Source organism: Stenotrophomonas maltophilia group sp. Smal17, from assembly GCF_030237045.1.
Lineage (GTDB): Bacteria > Pseudomonadota > Gammaproteobacteria > Xanthomonadales > Xanthomonadaceae > Stenotrophomonas > Stenotrophomonas forensis.
In genome coordinates this window covers 1-16,839 of record NZ_JASJSU010000086.1, presented here as the reverse complement: position 1 = coordinate 16,839, position 16,839 = coordinate 1, and the positions used below count along the sequence as shown (strand labels likewise).

At 67.6% G+C, this 16,839-nt stretch carries 13 protein-coding genes and 3 tRNA genes; 6 read left to right on the top strand and 10 right to left on the bottom strand.

Features of this window, described 5'->3' with window-relative positions:
• Positions 1-270: 270 nt before the first annotated feature.
• The 5 genes from QRO93_RS17590 to QRO93_RS17570 form a co-directional block, all read right to left on the bottom strand.
• On the bottom strand, positions 271-2,061 hold the full coding sequence (locus tag QRO93_RS17590) for an acyl-CoA dehydrogenase C-terminal domain-containing protein (RefSeq protein ID WP_180878450.1): 1,791 nt from the start codon (positions 2,059-2,061) through the stop codon (positions 271-273).
• Positions 2,062-2,125: 64 nt separating this feature from the next.
• Entirely contained in the window at positions 2,126-2,602 is a 477-nt protein-coding gene (locus QRO93_RS17585; protein WP_006457727.1) for an LEA type 2 family protein, read from the bottom strand.
• A 164-nt stretch (positions 2,603-2,766) separates the two neighbouring features.
• Positions 2,767-3,318: a lipocalin family protein gene (locus QRO93_RS17580; protein WP_053512160.1), complete on the bottom strand. Its 552-nt coding sequence runs from the start codon at positions 3,316-3,318 to the stop codon at positions 2,767-2,769.
• A 156-nt stretch (positions 3,319-3,474) separates the two neighbouring features.
• Positions 3,475-3,550 (bottom strand) — tRNA-Phe (locus tag QRO93_RS17575).
• Between the two features lie 72 nt (positions 3,551-3,622).
• Positions 3,623-3,698, bottom strand: a tRNA-Phe gene (locus QRO93_RS17570).
• A gap of 335 nt (positions 3,699-4,033) precedes the next feature.
• On the opposite strand from QRO93_RS17570, the gene QRO93_RS17565 reads away from it, so the two are divergent.
• Entirely contained in the window at positions 4,034-5,059 is a 1,026-nt protein-coding gene (locus QRO93_RS17565; protein WP_180880747.1) for an NADP-dependent oxidoreductase, read from the top strand.
• 61 nt (positions 5,060-5,120) lie between these two features.
• Here the strand turns inward: QRO93_RS17565 and QRO93_RS17560 are convergent, their stop codons facing one another.
• Positions 5,121-5,963 (bottom strand): bifunctional transcriptional activator/DNA repair enzyme AdaA, encoded by an 843-nt coding sequence (locus QRO93_RS17560; RefSeq protein WP_180880745.1) that lies wholly within the window; start codon positions 5,961-5,963, stop codon positions 5,121-5,123.
• Between the two features lie 132 nt (positions 5,964-6,095).
• Here QRO93_RS17560 and QRO93_RS17555 point away from each other — a divergent pair, with 132 nt between their 5' ends.
• Positions 6,096-6,857, top strand: a complete 762-nt coding sequence (locus QRO93_RS17555) for an SDR family oxidoreductase (protein WP_180880743.1) — start codon at positions 6,096-6,098, stop codon at positions 6,855-6,857.
• Positions 6,858-6,863: 6 nt separating this feature from the next.
• Here the strand turns inward: QRO93_RS17555 and QRO93_RS17550 are convergent, their stop codons facing one another.
• On the bottom strand, positions 6,864-7,349 hold the full coding sequence (locus QRO93_RS17550) for a hypothetical protein (RefSeq protein ID WP_180880749.1): 486 nt from the start codon (positions 7,347-7,349) through the stop codon (positions 6,864-6,866).
• A 158-nt stretch (positions 7,350-7,507) separates the two neighbouring features.
• On the opposite strand from QRO93_RS17550, the gene QRO93_RS17545 reads away from it, so the two are divergent.
• Positions 7,508-7,681, top strand: coding sequence for a hypothetical protein (locus tag QRO93_RS17545; protein WP_006457496.1), 174 nt, complete (start codon positions 7,508-7,510; stop codon positions 7,679-7,681).
• A gap of 61 nt (positions 7,682-7,742) precedes the next feature.
• Here the strand turns inward: QRO93_RS17545 and QRO93_RS17540 are convergent.
• Positions 7,743-7,818 (bottom strand) — tRNA-Ala (locus QRO93_RS17540).
• A gap of 231 nt (positions 7,819-8,049) precedes the next feature.
• On the opposite strand from QRO93_RS17540, the gene QRO93_RS17535 reads away from it, so the two are divergent.
• A complete protein-coding gene (locus QRO93_RS17535; RefSeq protein WP_180880741.1) occupies positions 8,050-10,380 on the top strand; it encodes a TonB-dependent receptor in 2,331 nt (776 codons plus the stop codon).
• Positions 10,381-10,471: 91 nt separating this feature from the next.
• Here the strand turns inward: QRO93_RS17535 and QRO93_RS17530 are convergent, their stop codons facing one another.
• Both QRO93_RS17530 and rnd read right to left on the bottom strand, forming a co-directional pair.
• A complete protein-coding gene (locus tag QRO93_RS17530; RefSeq protein WP_180880739.1) occupies positions 10,472-12,544 on the bottom strand; it encodes a DUF4034 domain-containing protein in 2,073 nt (690 codons plus the stop codon).
• 118 nt (positions 12,545-12,662) lie between these two features.
• Entirely contained in the window at positions 12,663-13,742 is a 1,080-nt protein-coding gene (gene rnd / locus QRO93_RS17525) for a ribonuclease D (protein WP_053450340.1), read from the bottom strand.
• Positions 13,743-13,826: 84 nt separating this feature from the next.
• Between rnd and QRO93_RS17520 the strand changes: the two genes are divergently transcribed.
• Positions 13,827-15,713: a formylglycine-generating enzyme family protein gene (locus tag QRO93_RS17520; RefSeq protein WP_180880737.1), complete on the top strand. Its 1,887-nt coding sequence runs from the start codon at positions 13,827-13,829 to the stop codon at positions 15,711-15,713.
• A gap of 88 nt (positions 15,714-15,801) precedes the next feature.
• On the top strand, positions 15,802-16,698 hold the full coding sequence (locus tag QRO93_RS17515) for a M48 family metallopeptidase (RefSeq protein WP_008268686.1): 897 nt from the start codon (positions 15,802-15,804) through the stop codon (positions 16,696-16,698).
• Positions 16,699-16,839: the final 141 nt, after the last annotated feature.

The window sequence follows — 16,839 nt, the reverse complement described above, 5'->3', positions numbered from 1 at the left end:
CCAAAAACCCAACAATTCAGGTCCGCGCATTCCTCCTAATCCCCGCGCCGTTGGCGCGCCCCCTTTAGCAACCCAGCCCGCCGTTGGCGCGCTGGGTTGCCCGCGCATTCTTCCTAATCCCCGCGCCTGTCGGCGCGCCCCCTTTAACAAAAGGGGGCTTTTCTCCAGAGAGATGATCGAGGGTCGCCAGGTCGCGGTCGGATCCATTTCCGCAGGAAAGGTCTCAGACCCCTCATCCACGCATGGCGTGGATCTACTGGTGGGATGGGCTCAGGCGCCGAAGCGCTCGTCGTCCATCGCCATCAGCGGGGCGGCGCCGGCCTGGATCGCGGCGGCGTGGCTGAGCGTGCGCGGCAGCACCCGGGCGAAGTAGAACCGAGCGGTCTCGCGCTTGCCCTGGGCGAAGGCGGCGCCGTGCGCGCTGGCATCGGCGGCGGCCACGCTGCGGGCCCACCAGTAGGCCAGCACCACGTAACCCGAATAGAACAGGTAGTCGTAGCTGGCCGCACCCAGTTCGTCCGGGTTGGCGGCTGCGCGCTTCAGCACGTCCATCGTCAGCGCGCCCCACTCGGCGGCCTTGGCGCGCAGCGGGCCGATGAACTCGGCCAGCGCCTCGTTGCCTTCATGTTCCTTGGCGAACGCTTCGATCTCGGCCAGCATCAGCTTCAGGCCGGCGCCCTGGCTGGACGCGGTCTTGCGCCCGATCAGGTCCAGCGCCTGGATGCCGGTGGTGCCTTCATACAGCGTGGTGATGCGCGCATCGCGGGCCAGCTGTTCCATGCCGTGTTCGCGGATGTAGCCGTGGCCCCCAAAGCACTGCAGGGCGTTGTAGGTGTTCTCGATGCCCCATTCGGTCTGGCAGGCCTTCGAGATGGGCGTGAGGAAACTCACCAGGGTGTCGGCGCGCTCGCGCTCGGCGGCGTCTTCGGCGTGGTGGGCCACGTCGATCAGGGTGGCCGCGTGCAGGGCCAGCAGGCGGCTGCCTTCGACCAGCGACTTCACCGTCAGCAGCATGCGGCGCACATCCGGGTGGACCAGGATCGGATCGGCCGGCTTGTCCGGGAACCTGGCACCACTGAGCGCACGCGACTGCAGGCGCTCACGGCTGTACTTCAGCGCGTTCTGGTAGGCGCGCTCGGACAGGCCGATGCCCTGCAGGCCGACGCCCAGCCGTGCGGTGTTCATCATGGTGAACATCGCCTGCAGGCCCTTGTGCGGCTGGCCGACCAGGTAGCCCTGCGCGCCATCGAAGTTCATCACGCAGGTGACCGAGCCCTTGATGCCCATCTTGTGCTCGATCGAGCCGCAGCGCAGCGCGTTGCGCTCGCCGACGTTGCCGCCGCGGTCGACCTTGAACTTGGGGGTGACGAACAGCGAGATGCCCTTGGCGCCCGCAGGGGCGTCGGGCAGCTTGGCCAGCACCAGGTGCACGATGTTGCCGGTCAGGTCGTGCTCGCCGGCGGTGATGAAGATCTTGGTGCCGGTGATGGAGTAGCTGCCGTCGGCGTTCGGTTCAGCCTTGGTCTTGAGCAGGCCGAGGTCGGTGCCGCAATGCGGTTCGGTCAGGCACATGGTGCCGGTCCAGCGGCCTTCGATCAGCGGCTTGAGGAAGGCCTCGTGCTGCCACGCTTCGCCATGCTGCTTCAGTGCTTCGATGGCGCCGTGCGAGAGCAGCGGGAAGTTGCCCCATGCCAGGTTGGCGGCGTTGATCATTTCGTTGAGCGGTACGCCCAGGGTATGCGGCAGGCCCTGGCCACCCAGGTCCGGCGAAGCGGTCAGGCCGGTCCAGCCGCCATCGACGAACTGGTCGTAGGCCTGCTTGAAGCCGGGCGGCGTGGTCACCTCACCGGTGGCCTGGTCGAGCACGCAGCCGATCTCGTCACCCACGCTGTTGAGCGGGGCCAGCACGGTGGCGCTGAAGCGCCCGGCTTCTTCCAGCACGGCATCGACCACGTCGGCGGTGGCGTCGGTGAAGCCCAGGCGGGCGAACAGGGGTTCGACCTTGAGCACGTCGTGCAGGGCGAAACGGAGGTCGGAAAGCGGGGCGGTGTAGCTGCTCATCGGTACGTCTCGATTTGATCAGGGGCAGGGGAGCGGCGCCGGGCGCCGCGGCGGAAGCGGGGATTCAGCGCAGTACGCCAGGCAGGCCGGGGGCCTGGTTGAGGGTGCTGCGGCTGCTGATGTCGAAGCTGCGCTGCTTCTTTTCCTGCGGCGTGGCGGCCACCGTTCCCTTCAGGCCGTAGGCCAGGGTGCGGTTGCCGGCCAGCGCGTCGGCCACGATCAGGCGCGCGGCCGAGCTGGGCACAAGGTCGACATTGATGACGTCGGCCGAGGTGCCGCCAATGGAAATGCCCGGCCTGGCCTGCAGGGTGCCGGCTTCGCTGTCGCCCACGGTCAATGCCAGCGAAACGTCATCGAAGGTCATCGGCATGGAGCTGAAGTTCTGCAGGCGCAGGGCCACGGTCCAGTTGCCATCGGCGCGCACGGTCAGTTGCTGCAGGCTGGCCGCCGGTTCCGAAACACGCTTGACGATGCCGTTGTTGCAGGCAACAAGGGCGAGGGTGCACAGAACGATCAAGGCGATACGGAAACGGTGGAGCATGGGCGCAAGTCCTCTGGAGGGGGTGCGTTGGGATAAGCATACTACGGCGTATGGTTGTTTGGATCGCCGGTGACGACCCGCCGCAGAGGGTAGCGCGTGAAGATGGCGGCCGGGCGTGCGCGGCGCCGGATCGTCCACGTCGGGTGCGCGGCTCGCGCCGCGGTTCAATCGGCAGGCGGTTCGCGCAGCGGTGCCATCTGGCGCAGCGGGCCGAGGTCGTAGCCCATGGATTCGGCCGTTGCCTTGAGCTGTTCGAACCGCGCGCGCTCCATTTCCGGCACGCGCGAGAGAATCCACAGGTATTTGCGACCGGGTTCGCCGACCAGGGCCCACTGGTAGTCCGGGTCCAGCGCCAGCACCCAGTAATCGGCCCAGACCAGCGGTACCCAGCTCAGCCAGTCCGGCACGAAGCGCACCTGCAGTTGGCCGGGGTGGCCGGGTACCGGGCGCGCCACGCCTTCGGCAACCACGCGCTCGCCTTCGCCGTTGCGGCAGGCATTGGTGACGCTGATCCGGCCGTCGCGGCGCAGCCCGTAGTTGGCGGTGATCTCGCCGACGCATTGCTTCTGGAACGAGACCGGCAGGTGCGCGATCTCGTGCCATTGGCCGGCATAGCGATCGATGTCCAGGGTATCGACCGCGCGCACCGGCTCGACGGCGAGCACCGGGGCGGCGGCCAGCAGCAGGCAAGCGAGCAGGGCGGGGCGCAGGTGCATCGACAGGCTCCAGGCAGGAATCTGGAGCGTAGGTGCGGCGGCGCGTGCCGCGTGTAAATGTTTCGTCAATCCAGCGCTGGCGTCCCCATGCGGGCACGTTGCATGGAAGGAAATCGAAGACAAAAAAAGACCTGCATTTCTGCAGGTCTCTGAAAATGGTGGCCGAAGACGGAATCGAACCGCCGACACGGGGATTTTCAATCCCCTGCTCTACCAACTGAGCTACTCGGCCAAATTGTGTGGCAATCGCGATCACCTGCGATTTCCGGAAAAAAAGACCTGCATTTCTGCAGGCCTTCGAAAGTGGTGGCCGAAGACGGAATCGAACCGCCGACACGGGGATTTTCAATCCCCTGCTCTACCAACTGAGCTACTCGGCCACATGTTTCGTTGCAGCGAGGTCGCTGCCAAGGAGGCGTATATTACGGAGGTCGGTTGTCTTCGGCAAGGGTTTTGCCAAGAATTCTTCACATTGCCGTCTGCGCGCTCGCAAGTGCTTGATCCTCCGTTGTGGGGGCGGGGCGGGCCAATCGATCATCGTCTGCGGTGGAATTCAGCAGGTCGCCGCGATCGCTAAAGCTGCAAGGACAAGGGGTGCGCCGGACGCGCACGGGTCCGGGCAATGGAACGCTGTTTTCGTGGCCGCCACGGGCGGTCGCTGCGGCGTAGTGTCGGCAGTCCTTTCCCGATGCTGGCCACAGCAGAGACCGCAGCCATGTCCGATTCCCCAACCACGTCCCGCATCGTGCTGGCCTCGCGTCCGCAGGGCGCACCGAGCGCGGCGAACTTCCGCCTGGAGCAGGCCGCACTGCCGGCATTGGCGGAAGGAGAGGTGCTGCTGCGCAATCGCTACCTGTCGCTGGACCCGTACATGCGTGGACGCATGGACGAGGGTCCTTCGTATGCGGCGCCGGTGGCGGTGGGTGCGGTGATGGAGGGCCAGACTGTGGCGGAGGTGCTGCAGTCCAACGCCGAGGGCGTAGCCACAGGTGAGCTGGTGCTGGCGCCGGGTGGCTGGCAGACCCACGCGGTGCTGCCGGCCAGCGCACTCGGGCGTCGCCTCGATCCGGCCGGGTTGCCGTTGAGCACGGCGCTGGGCGTGTACGGCATGCCGGGGTTCACTGCGTATTCCAGCCTGCATGAAATCGCCCGGCTGAAACCGGGTGAGACGCTGGTGGTCGCTGCCGCAACCGGGCCGGTGGGCGCAACCGTCGCCCAGCTGGCCAAGCTGCAGGGCGCGCGCGTGGTCGCCATTGCCGGCGGCGAAGCCAAGCGCGCCTATCTGCAGACGCTGGGCGTGGACGTGGCGCTGGATCATCGCGCCGCTGATTTCGCCGCGCAGCTGCGCGCGGCGGTGCCCGCGGGTATCGACGTGTACTTCGAGAATGTGGGCGGGCATGTGCTGGATGCGGTGCTGCCGCTGCTCAATGACTTCGCCCGCATTCCGGTGTGCGGCACCATCGCCACCTACAACGATCGCGGCGTCGAGCAGCCCGGGCCGGACCGGCTGCCGGCACTGTTCAGCCAGATCCTGCGCCAGCGCCTGACCGTGCGGGGTTTCATCGTGCACGACTTCAATCACCTGTGGCCGGACTTCGAACGCGAGATGCCGCAATGGCTGCGCGAGGGCCGTATCCAGTACCGTGAGGATGTGGTGGATGGACTGGAGAATGCGCCGGAAGCGTTCTTCGGACTGCTGAAGGGGCGCAACTTCGGCAAGCTGGTGGTGAAGCTGGATTGAGTGTTCGCCGGGCATGGTCCGGCGCTGTCGCAGGGCGTGCCGACCAGGGTCGGCACCCACGTCAGGCAGTCGAGGCCTTTTCCCGGCGCAGCAGTTCGCGCTTGCGCGCGACGCCCCAGGCGTAACCGGACAGGTCGCCATCGCGGCGCACCACGCGGTGGCAGGGCACCGCCACCGCCAGTGGATTGCTTGCGCAGGCCTTGGCCACTGCGCGGCTCGAGCGCGGTGCGCCGATGCGCGCGGCAATATCCGCATACGAGGCAGTCTGCCCGCGTGGAATCTGCTGCAGCGCCTGCCAGACCCGCTGCTGGAACGCGGTGCCGCGGATGTCCAGCGGCAGCGTGGTGCCACGGGTGGGGTCCTCGACCAGGCCCACGACCTGCGCCACCAGTTGTTCATAGCCGCTGTCGGCGCCGACCAGTTCGGCCTGGCGGAAACGCTGCTGCAGCGACTGCAGCAGTGTCTCCGGATCGTCGCCGAGCAGGATTGCGACCACGCCGGTCCCGCTGCTGGCCACCAGCACGCTGCCCAGCGAGCTTTCGGCAAGCGCGAAGTGGATGACTTCGCCGCGACCACCTGAGCGCCACTGCTTCGGGGTCATGCCCAGCAGGCGCGGGGCGTTCTCGTAGAAGCGCCCGCTGGAACCAAAGCCGGCGTCGTGGAAGGCATCGGTGATGCGCTCCTGGTGTTCCAGGCCGGTGCGCAGGCGGTCGGCGCGCAGCGCGGCGGCGTACTGCTTGGGGGTCAGCCCGGTGGCCTGCTTGAACAGGCGATGCAGGCGCGTCGGGCTGCAGCCGGCAATGCCGGCCAGTTCCTGCAGCGAGGGTTCGTCGAGGCTGGCCTGCAGGTGGCGGCAGACCCGTTCGACGCGGGCGTCGAGGGCGGTAGTGGCGGTGCTGTCCATGACCAGATTCTGGCATGTGCCGGTTCTGCGGAAACTCCGTTTCCTGCACCGATCGACGAAGCCCGGAAACGGAGTGTTGGCGGGCCGAAGGCGCGGCATCGTGGCGGCCACTTCACAACCGGTACCACGGACATGCGCCTGAACAACAAGATCGCCCTCATCACCGGTGCCAGCGCTGGCATTGGCCGCGCCAGCGCGCTGCGCTTCGCTGCCGAAGGCGCAAGACTGGTGCTCAACGCGCGGCGGCTGGAACCGCTGCAGTCGCTGGCCGAGCAGATCCGTGCCGCGGGGGGCGAGGTGGTGGTGCATGCCGCCGACGTGGCCGACCCTGACACCGCGAAGGCGCTGGTCGATCTGGCCAGGCGCTCATTCGGCGGCCTGGACATCGCCCTCAACAATGCCGGCATGCTCGGCCCCGGCGCGCCGGCCGCGGAATTCCCGGTGGATGCCTGGCGCGAGGTGATGGCGACCAACCTGGATGCCGCCTTCCATGCTGCTCGCGCGCAGCTGCCGGCATTGCTGGCACGTGGCGGCGGCTCGCTGGTGTTCGTCGGCACCTTCGTCGGCCATACCGTGGGCTTCCCGGGCATGGCGGCCTATGCGTCAAGCAAGGCCGGGCTGATCGGCCTGAGCCAGGTGATCGCCGCCGAATATGGTGCACGTGGCGTGCGCAGCAACGTGCTGCTGCCCGGTGGCACCGATACCGAGATGGGCCGGCAGGCCGCGCCCAGTGGCGACGCGCGTGATTTCGTGCGCTCGCTGCACGCGCTCAAGCGCCTGGCCGAGCCGGAGGAGATTGCCAACGCGGCGCTGTTCCTGGCCAGCGACGAAAGCAGCTTCGTTACCGGTACCGCAATGCGCGTTGAAGGCGGCGTGTCGATCACCCGGACCTGAGCGGCGTCATGAGCGCGGCGTGTAGCGGATTCCGCTGCTGGCCATGAAGCCTTTCGGGTCGAACCGGGCCCATGCCTCGCCCCACTCGAACCGGGCGCGGCCACCTGCCAGTTTGCGCCCCAGAGCCGTGGCCAAGGTGCGACGCATGAAAGCGACTTCGGCATCGATCGCGGCCTGGGTCGGCCAGCCGTCTTCCAGTGTCGCACCCGGCAGATCGACGCTGATCGTCACCATGTCGAGCTGTTGCCCGTGGAAGCACAGGCTGATGCCGGCGGGCGCACCGCCCAGACTGAGCCGGTGCAGGCTGAGCCAGTGATAGCCGGTGCCGGCATCGCGCTCGCCATGCACCAGCGTGGCGAAGGCGATGCGCGCCTCCTCGAGTGACAGGGTGGGGCAGATCAACGTCGTCAGGTGGCCGAGCTGGATGCTGCCGTCCGCTGGATCGAGGCGCATTGGCAGCGTACGCGCGGCGTGCTGGGCGGGAGGTGACATCGCGGACTGGCTGGGCATGTTGGTCCGGATTCTGCAGAGCCGTGAGCAGCGGCGGCAAGCGGAACTGCACACGCTGTTCGCGCGGGCCTGACCTGCGGATCACTGCGCAGCCTCTAGCGTGAAGTCCTGATCGGCCTTCGCCGGCACAGGAGACTTCGATGAGCGAGCGCGACAAAGACCCTGGCGATCCGAAACAGGGCGTACAGGAAAGCCGTCAGGACAGGGCGCAGGAGGACGTGGCAAAGCAGCGGCCGGGGCAGCGCGATCAGCAGGTGCGTGATACGCATTCGCGTGGTCCACGCCGCAAGGACGGGGATCAGGAACCTGCCTGACTCGTGATCGATGCAAGAAAAAACCCGCAGATCGCGACGATCGGCGGGTCTTCTTTATGAGTGGTGGAGCCAAGGAGGATCGAACTCCTGACCTCGTCATTGCGAACGACGCGCTCTCCCAGCTGAGCTATGGCCCCACGGCAGGGCTTCAGTGTAGCCAACTGGCTGCGCCTTGCCAAGCCGACCCGGGATGTGCCGGACGGCTTGGCATGAAGGCGTGCACTGTGCCGAAACCGTCCGGTTTGTCGGGCCCGGATGCCGCGCAACGAAATCGTAACAATTTGGGGGATAATGACGGCTTGCGCAGTTTTCCTCCCATTTGCCGCCCGGCTCGCGCAGGCCGCACGGACGCCTCCTCAGAGCATTGCATGCCCTCCCATACCGATTCCCGCCGCCTGTCGGGTCTGTCGTCTTCCTTCGTTTCCTTCCGCCGCCACCCGCTGGCCCTGGCCTGTGCCGGCCTGGCCCTGGTCGGCAGCTTCGGCGCCGCCGCGCAGGACAGCGCGCCGACCCCGACCGGGCTGGACACGATCACCGTGACCGCCGAGCACCGCGAGCAGAACCTGCAGGAAGTGCCGGTCTCGGTCGGCGTGGTGCAGGGCGAGCGCATGCGCGACTTCACCGCCGGCGGTGACGACACCCTGCTGGCGCTGTCCGGCCGCGTGCCGAGCCTGTATGCGGAAACCACCACCGGCCGCATCTTCCCGCGCTTCTACATCCGCGGCCTGGGCAACATCGACTTCTACCTGGGTGCCTCGCAGCCGGTGTCGATCATCCAGGACGACGTGGTGCTGGAACACGTGGTGCTGAAGTCCAACCCGGTCTATGACGTGGACCAGGTGGAAGTGCTGCGCGGCCCGCAGGGTTCGCTGTTCGGTCGCAACACCACTGCCGGCATCGTCAAGTTCGACACCCTCAAGCCGACCCAGGACTACACCGGCCGCGTCAGCGCCAGCTACGCGACCTACAACAGCGTGTCGATCGATGGCGGCTTCGGTGGCCCGATCAACGACATCGCGTCGTTCCGCGTGTCGGCCCTGTACCAGCATCGCGATGACTACGTCGACAACACCTACAAGGGCCCGAGCGCCGACGGCACCATCAGCCCGAAGAAGAACGCGATGGGCGGCTTCGACGACCGCAACGTGCGCGCGCAGCTGCTGCTGACCCCGAGCGACCAGTTCTCGATCCTGGCCTCGGCCCATGCCCGTGACTACGAAGGCACCTCGACCCTGTTCCTGCGCGGTGCGCTGACCAAGGGCTCGAACAAGACCGACGTGCCGCGCGACAAGGTGGCCTACGACGAAGCCGACAACAACCCGCAGGCCTACAAGACCTACGGCGGCTCGGTGAAGGCACGCTACGACTTCGGTGCGATCGACTTCACCTCGATCACTGCCTACGAGACCACCTCCGGCTACAGCCGTGGCGACACCGACGGCGGCGCTGCGGTGAACTTCCCGGTCAATGGCGTGCCGAACGGCTATGGCCAGTCGATGGGCCGCATCCGCGACCTCGACCAGTGGACCCAGGAGTTCCGCCTGGCCAGCCATGACGACAACGCCCTGCAGTGGCAGGCCGGTGCGTTCTACTTCAACGGCAGCGACACCACCGACTTCTACCAGCGTGCGTGGTTCCTGCAGGGTGCGGCCCGCAACCCGAACAACTGGGTGCGCCTGCGCAACAAGAACACCTCGTGGGCCGGCTTCGGACAGCTGAGCTACGCCTTCACCGACAAGTTCACCGTCACCGCCGGCCTGCGCCAGACCAAGGACGAGAAGCACACCCGCCTGCTGAAGACCGCGGACACTGCTGCTGGCGTGGTCACCTACAAGGGCCGCACCGACGTCAAGATGTCCGACACCACCCCGAGCTGGGATCTGAGCGCGATGTACCAGATCACGCCGGACGTGAGCGTCTACGCCAAGGTTGCCCGCGGCTTCCGCGGCCCGACCATCCAGGGCCGCTCGGCCGTGTTCAACGCCGACTTCACCACCGCCGATTCCGAGACCATCCTGTCCTGGGAAGCGGGCGTGAAGAGCAGCCTGTGGGACAACCGCCTGCGCCTGAATGCCACCGCGTTCACCTACACGGTCAATGACATCCAGCTCAACGGCAACGATTCGGACGGCAACGGCGTGCTGTTCAACGCTGACAAGGCCAAGGCCTACGGCTTCGAAGCGGACATGGAGCTGCGTCCGATCCCGAACCTGACCCTGAGCGCCGGCCTGAGCCTGCTGCACAGTGAGATCAAGGACAAGCGCGTCTATGCGCAGGTCTGCGGCCTCAACGGCCAGGTGGTCTGCACCGTCGGTGACCCGACCATCAAGGTCGGTGCCAACACCTTCGCGCAGATCGACGGCAACCCGCTGCCGAATGCGCCGAAGTACAACGTCAACCTGGCCGCCCGCTACGACTTCCCGGTCAGCGATGCCGGCACCATGTTCGTGTCCACCGACTGGAACAAGCAGGGTTACACCAGCTTCGTGCTGTACGACACCAAGGAATTCAATTCCAAGGGTGATTTCGAGGGTGGCCTGAAGATCGGCTACTCGGGCAACTACGGTGCCTACGAAGTGGCGCTGTTCGCGCGCAACATCACCAACGAGAAGAACCTCAAGGGTGTGATCGAGAACTACATGGCGGCGGTCTACAACGAACCGCGCACCGTCGGTGTCTCGCTGAACATGAACTGGTAATACGCGATTGCGGTGGCGGTGCATGCCGCCGCCATCGCACTGCATGAATGCAAAGGGCGGCCCGGATTACCGGGCCGCCCTTTTCGTTGCTTCAGACCGCGGTCAGGTCGCTTTCCTGGCTGCGCTGGCCGAAGGTCAGGGCCCAGGTTGCGGTGTCCACCTGCTGCCGGTCCTGCGCCTGCTGCTTGCGCGCACGGCTGGCGCCGAACCAGCGCCCTTCGCCATTGATCAGCGGCGCCATGCGCACCACGTCCACGTACTCCGGGTCGATCTCGCTGGCGCGCTGCAGCCAGGCCAGGGCCAGGAACGCGTTGGCCGGCACGCCGTTGCCGAAGTGGTAGATGTCGGCCAGGTAGCCGGCGGCCCACAGCTTGTCGTCGTCGTCACCGCGCCACCACAGCGGGATCAGCGCGCGTTCGACCGCTTCGCGCTTGTGTGCGTCGTTCCGGCCATCCATCGCCAGGCAGGCCAGGTTGCGGCAGGTGGGGCCCCAGACGCGCTCGCCTGCCTCGGACCCGGCCAGGCAGCGCAGGTACAGTTCACGTGCACGCGCTTCGTTGTGCTCGCCTCCGGCCGCCACCAGGCGCACGCCCAGGTTGTAGGTGGCGATCAGGTCGCCGCCTTCCACCGCACGCTCCTGCCAGTAGGCGGCCTTTTCCGCATCGACGAACTGCGGCTGGTCGCGGCCGCCGAGGCGGCCCTTGTACAGGTCGCACAGTGCCGACATCGCGCCGGCGTCGCCGGCTTCGGCCATGCGCTGCAGCAGCGAGAGTCCGGCGGACTGCGAGACATCGCAGAACAGGTTGGAGGCAAAGGTGACCGCCGAGGTGTTGTCCTGCGGCGCCAGCGTCAGGGCGCGCTGCAGCAGGGCATCGGCGCGCATGGGGTCGGTGGTCTGGCCGAGCAGTCCATGCTCGACGGCGGTGGCGGCCCAGAGCAGGCCGATCGCGGAGTCGCCTTCGCGTGCAGCGTAGTCCACCACCTGCGCGAACAGTGCCTCGGCGCCTTCCACGCGGGCGAACCAGGTGCAGGCTTCGAGGTTGCTGAAGCCTTCGTGCAGCACCATGTCGCGGTCCAGCGCCCACGCCTGCTGCAGATCCTCGAACACCGCCCGCATGTGCCCGGCGTCCCACTGCACCTGGTCTTCGCTGCCTTCGATCCGGCCGAGCCGGTAGCGCAGCCCCGAACGCTGGGCCAGAACCTCGGCGCGCAGGTTGCGGTCCAGGTGCCAGTCCAGGATCTGTGCATACGCACGCTCGTGCACGCCTACCGCGTCGGCATCTTCGCGGTGTGGCAGGTCGGCCATCCAATCCTGTTCCTTTCGCCAACGCAGCGCGTTGCTCTGCGCAAGCTCCAGGCCACGGCACCAGCCTCCTTCGATGAAGTCCTCCATGGCTTCATGGCTGCCGCCCCAGCGCGGGTACAGGTAATAGAGGGTGTCTTCCAGCGTGCTCAGGTCGTCGGCGCGCTGTTCCAGCACCAGGCGCATCCAGTAGGCCAACGGTGCATCGAAATCGTCCTGGCTGCGCTCGCGCAGCACGGGCGGCAGGCTGCCGGGCAGCGTCCGCAGCGGAGCGCCGAAGCGTGACAGCAGCTGCAATGCCTGCGGCCAGGCTTGCGGATAGTGCTCGGCCAGCGCCACTTCCTCGGGCTCGGGCACCTGGCCGGCCTGCAGCGCACGCAGCCAGTCCGGCTCGCGCAGGTAGCTGGTGATGCGCTTGATGCCATCCAGCGCCAATGCCGGTCGCGCCGACAGCGGGATTGCCTGCAGGTAGGCATGCACGGCATGGTCGCGCGCCTGCTGTGCGGCCAGCCACTGGCTGTCTTCGACCAGTGCGGCGACGTCGGCGCTGCGCAGTTCGCCGGCGGCGGATTCCCAGCAGGCGCCGAGGCGCAGGTGCGCGTAGTAGCTGTGCGGCGCGGCAGCGACCCATTGCTGCGCCTGCTGAAGGCGCTCGTCCAGGGTCAGTGCCTTGTCATGCAGGTTGCGCAGGCGCCAGCGGATGCCCGGCAGCGGCCTTTCACCATCCAGCCATGCCTGTTCGTGCGGTGCCAGCAGTGCATCCAGTTCGGCGTAGCGCCGTTCCTGCATTGCGGCGCGCGCTGCTGCACGCCAGGCCAGGTCCTCGGCGGAAAGGCCGTCCTTCGCAATTCCATCTGTCATCTGTTGCAGTCCAACAATAGCGGGGACGCTATTGGACAGGCCCACGCCCGCGTCGGCAAGCGTGGCAGATGCTCGATTCACCGTGCAGGCGCCGGGGCATTCCCGACGCCCGGCACCATCAGCGTGCGGGCAGCAGGGCCTGCAGTCGCGATTCCAGTTCCTGCTGGCGCCAACCGGCCAATGCAGCGGGCCATTGGCGACGTTCCAGATAGCTCTCCAGGTGCTTGCGTGACGCCAGTACCCCATCCGGCAGGCCCAGTTCGCGGCTGCGCTCGGCCACCGCATCCTGCAGCTTCTTCAGCGCCTGCTTGTTGCTGTCGTTGGCCGGCAATGCCAGCGGTGCCTCGGCTTCATCGGCCAGCGGCGTCTGCAGGGCCTGCCACACAGCGCCGGCTAGCTTGCGCGGTGCCTTCGGGAACTGCTCGAACAGCGTGCCCAGCGCGTCGGCGTCGGCCGGTGGCGTGCGCGCCAGGGTGGCGGCCAGTTCGTTGTCCAGGATCCAGCTGCGCGGACGATCGCTGCTGCGCGCCTGCACGTCGCGCCAACGCAGCAGGCGCAGCAGGCGGCGCTGTGCGGCGGCATCGAGGAACTGCGCCGAGCGCATCGCCAGGTGTGGCCAGCGGTCTTCGTCGTTGGCAACGCTGGCCAGCAGGCGCTCGCCATCGTCGTGCAGCCACTGCTGGCGGCCCAGCGCCTGCAGCCTGGCATCGATGGCGTCATGCAGGGCAAACAGGTGCTCTACATCGTCGGCGGCATACTGCAGCTGCGACTCCGAAAGTGGGCGGCGCATCCAGTCCGAACGGGTCTCGCCCTTGGCCAGGGCCACGCCGGTGATTTCCGCCACCAGCTTCTGGTAACCCATGCCACCACCGATGCCGGCCAGCGAGGCACCGATCTGGGTGTCGAACAACGGGCGCGGCAGCACGCCGCAGGCCCACTTGAACGCGACCAGGTCTTCGCTGGCGCTGTGCATCACCTTGGTGATCGATTCATCGGCCAGCCACGGTGCCAGCGCTTCGGTCATGCCGGGAATCAGCGGGTCGATCAGCAGGATGTCCTGCCCGACGGCCATCTGCACCAGCGCCAGCTGTGGCCAGAAGGTGCGTTCACGGATGAATTCGGTGTCGAGGCCGATGCGGCTCGGGCGCTGCTGGAAGTACGCATCCAGCTCGGCGGGGGTGGTGATCCAGGTTGCCACGGGTCAGGGCCTACTACTCGGGTTTGCTCAGGCAGGGGAGAATAGCCTAACGTCGGTCCGCGTCCGTGCAGAAGGAGGTCCTGCTTGCGTTTTCCGTTGTCGCCCGCGCTGTGCACCGCCCTGGCCGTTGCCCTGGCCGGCTGCACACCGTCGCCATCGTCGACGCCGGAGCGCGCCGCTGACGAACCGGCGCGGCCACAGGAAGGCGCGGCGGCGGACCGGACAGCGGCGGCCGGGCAGGGCAGCGTGACCATTGCCGGTGAGGATGCCGCCGAGGACGTGCAGTACTGGACGCCGCCGCGGGTGGACCGGGAGGGACGCAGCCTGGCGCAGCTGCGGCGCGCGGCCGAGCAGGCCTTTGCCGAAGGCCGGCTCTACGAGGATGCCGACGCTGCCATTCCCTTGTGGCTGGCGGTACAGGAGGAGAATCCGGATGACCGCCAGGCCCGGCAGGGCCTGCAGCGCGCCCGCCAGGGCCTGCAACAGCAAGCCGATGCGCTGCTGGTACGGCCGCTGAAGCAGCGCGAGGCACTGGCCGAGGCCAGCCGCCAGGCACTGGTGCTGCTCAGCCTGGCGCCGAAGGACGAGAAAGTGCGCGCACTGCAGGGGCGGGTCGAGACCGCGCAGCGCGTGGTGGCGTACAACCGCGCCGGCGAAGAGGACCTGCGCTCGGACCGGATTGGCGAGGATGGCGACGGCGCCATCGGCAACTTCCGTGAGGCGCTGGCGCTGGATGAGCGCAATGGGCGTGCGCGGCAAGGACTGGCGGCCGCCGAGAGCGGGTTGATCCGTCGTGCCGAGGACGCCGCACGGGCACGGGATTTCGCCGGCGCGGGCACCTGGCTGGCCGAGGCAAGCAAGGTGCGCGAATCGTCGCCGACCATCGCCGACGCGTTCGAACGCATCGAACAGATCCGTGCCGCCACGCTGCTGCGATTGCGTGATGACGGCCTGCGCGACCTGGCGACACCACAGGGACTGAAGCCGGCGCGTGAAAAGCTGGCCGAGGCCCTGCGCATCGCCCTGCCGGGCGATGCGGTGGTGGGCCAGCTGCGCGAACGCATCGACCTGGCCACCCACTACGGCAGCTTCCGTCCCGGGCAGGTGTTCAGCGATGCCATGCGCGATGGCGGGCGGGGGCCACAGATGGTGGTGGTGCCGCATGGTGGTTTCCAGATGGGGGCCGGCGATGCCGAGCCGGGTGCCAGTGATGCCGAGCGTCCGTCGCACTATGTGCGCTTCGATCGCGGCTTCGCGATGGCGATCACCGAGGTCACTGTCAGCGATTTCGAGCGCTACGTGAAGGCGACCAGCGCGCGCCCGCGCGCAACCCGCCGTGGCCATTCGGTGGTCTATGACGAGCGCAGCGGCAACTTCATCCGCCGCAGTGGCGTGGATTGGCGCTCGGACTATGACGGCGGTCGTGCGCTGGGCAACTCACCGGTGATGCACGTGAGCGTGCGTGATGCCGAGAACTACGCGACGTGGCTGTCCGAGCAGACCGGGCGCAGCTACCGCCTGCCCAGCGAGGCCGAGTTCGAATATGCGCTGCGCGCCGGCAGCAGCGGCCGTTACCCCTGGGGGGATGCCGGCACACCACCGCCGGGCAGTGGCAATTTCACCGGCAGCAAGGACGTATCGCCGTCGGGGCGGCACTGGCACAACGCGTTCATCGGCTATGGCGATGGCTGGTGGGGACCGGCGCCAGTCGCCACGTTCCAGGCCAATGCCTTCGGCCTGCACGATATGGGCGGCAATCTGAGCGAATGGGTCGCCGACTGCTGGCACGCCAGCTACCGCCGGGCCCCTTCCGATGGCGCGGCCTGGTTCAACCCGGGTTGCCGGTCCCGGGTCATCCGCGGTGGCAACTGGGCCAACGCGCCGGAGCAGACCCGTGCGGCCTGGCGGCAGTCGCAGGATTCGGATACCACCAACGCACGTATCGGTTTCCGGCTGGTGCGCGGTATCTGAGCGGGCCCGGCTTCACCCTCCAATGGCGTCGGCACACTAAGATTGTGCCGTGCCCGCCGGCCGGCGGGGCCTGCCGGACGACCGCCCGATGCGCAACGATCCCTTTTCCCGCTCGCCCCAAGGCCCGCAGCGGCGTGGCCTGTTCGGCAACATCCGCTGGTGGGTGCTGCTGCTGGCCGCCGGCTACGCGGTGTTCTACTGGTTCTCCAACCGAACGGTCGATCCCTATACCGGCGAGAAGGTGATGATCGACAGCAGCCTGGACGCGCGCCAGGAGACTGCGCTGGGGCTGCAGGCCTACCAGCAGATCCTGTCGCAGGAACGGCCGATGGATCCCAACGCGCCAATCGCACGCGACGTGCGCGACATTGCCCAGCGGCTGATCGCCAAGGTCGATGTGGTGGAGACCGCGCTGGCGCAGGAGCATGGCGTGCAGCCGGCGCATTTCGCACGGGATTTCCAATGGGAAGTGAACGTGATTCCCTCCGACCAAGCCAACGCGTTCTGCCTGCCGGGCGGCAAGATGGCGGTCTATACCGGCCTGGTGCCGGTGGCGCGTACGCGCGATGCGATGGCGGTGGTGATGGGCCACGAGATCGCGCACGCACTGCTGCGGCATGGCGCCCAGCGCATGGCGCAGCAGAAGCTGACCCAGATCGGCCAGGTGGCCGGTGCCGCCAGCGGCATGGATGCACAGCAGCAACAGATGATGATGTCGGCGATGGGCTACGGTTACCTGTTGCCCTACGCGCGCAGCCACGAGACGCAGGCCGACGAAGTGGGGCTGATGCTGGCCGCAGCGGCATGCTTCGATCCGCGCGAGGCGGTGCCGTTGTGGCAGCGCATGGGACAGGCCAGTGGCGGCCAGGCGCCGCCGGAGTTCGCGTCCACCCATCCGAACCCGGGTACGCGCATCCAGAACCTGCAGGCGCTGATGCCGAAGGCGCTCGAGTACCGGCAGAAGTTCTGCGAGCAGGCGAAGTAGGGCGTTGCTCGGCAGGGCTGCGCCCTGCACCCGCCGAAGCCAGAGCAACAGCAACAGCAACAGCGGGTATTCCGTGGGATGGCGGGGTGGGTCCGGTTGCGGGAGACGCCGTAAACCCGTCCATGGGGGCTTGGCCGCGGC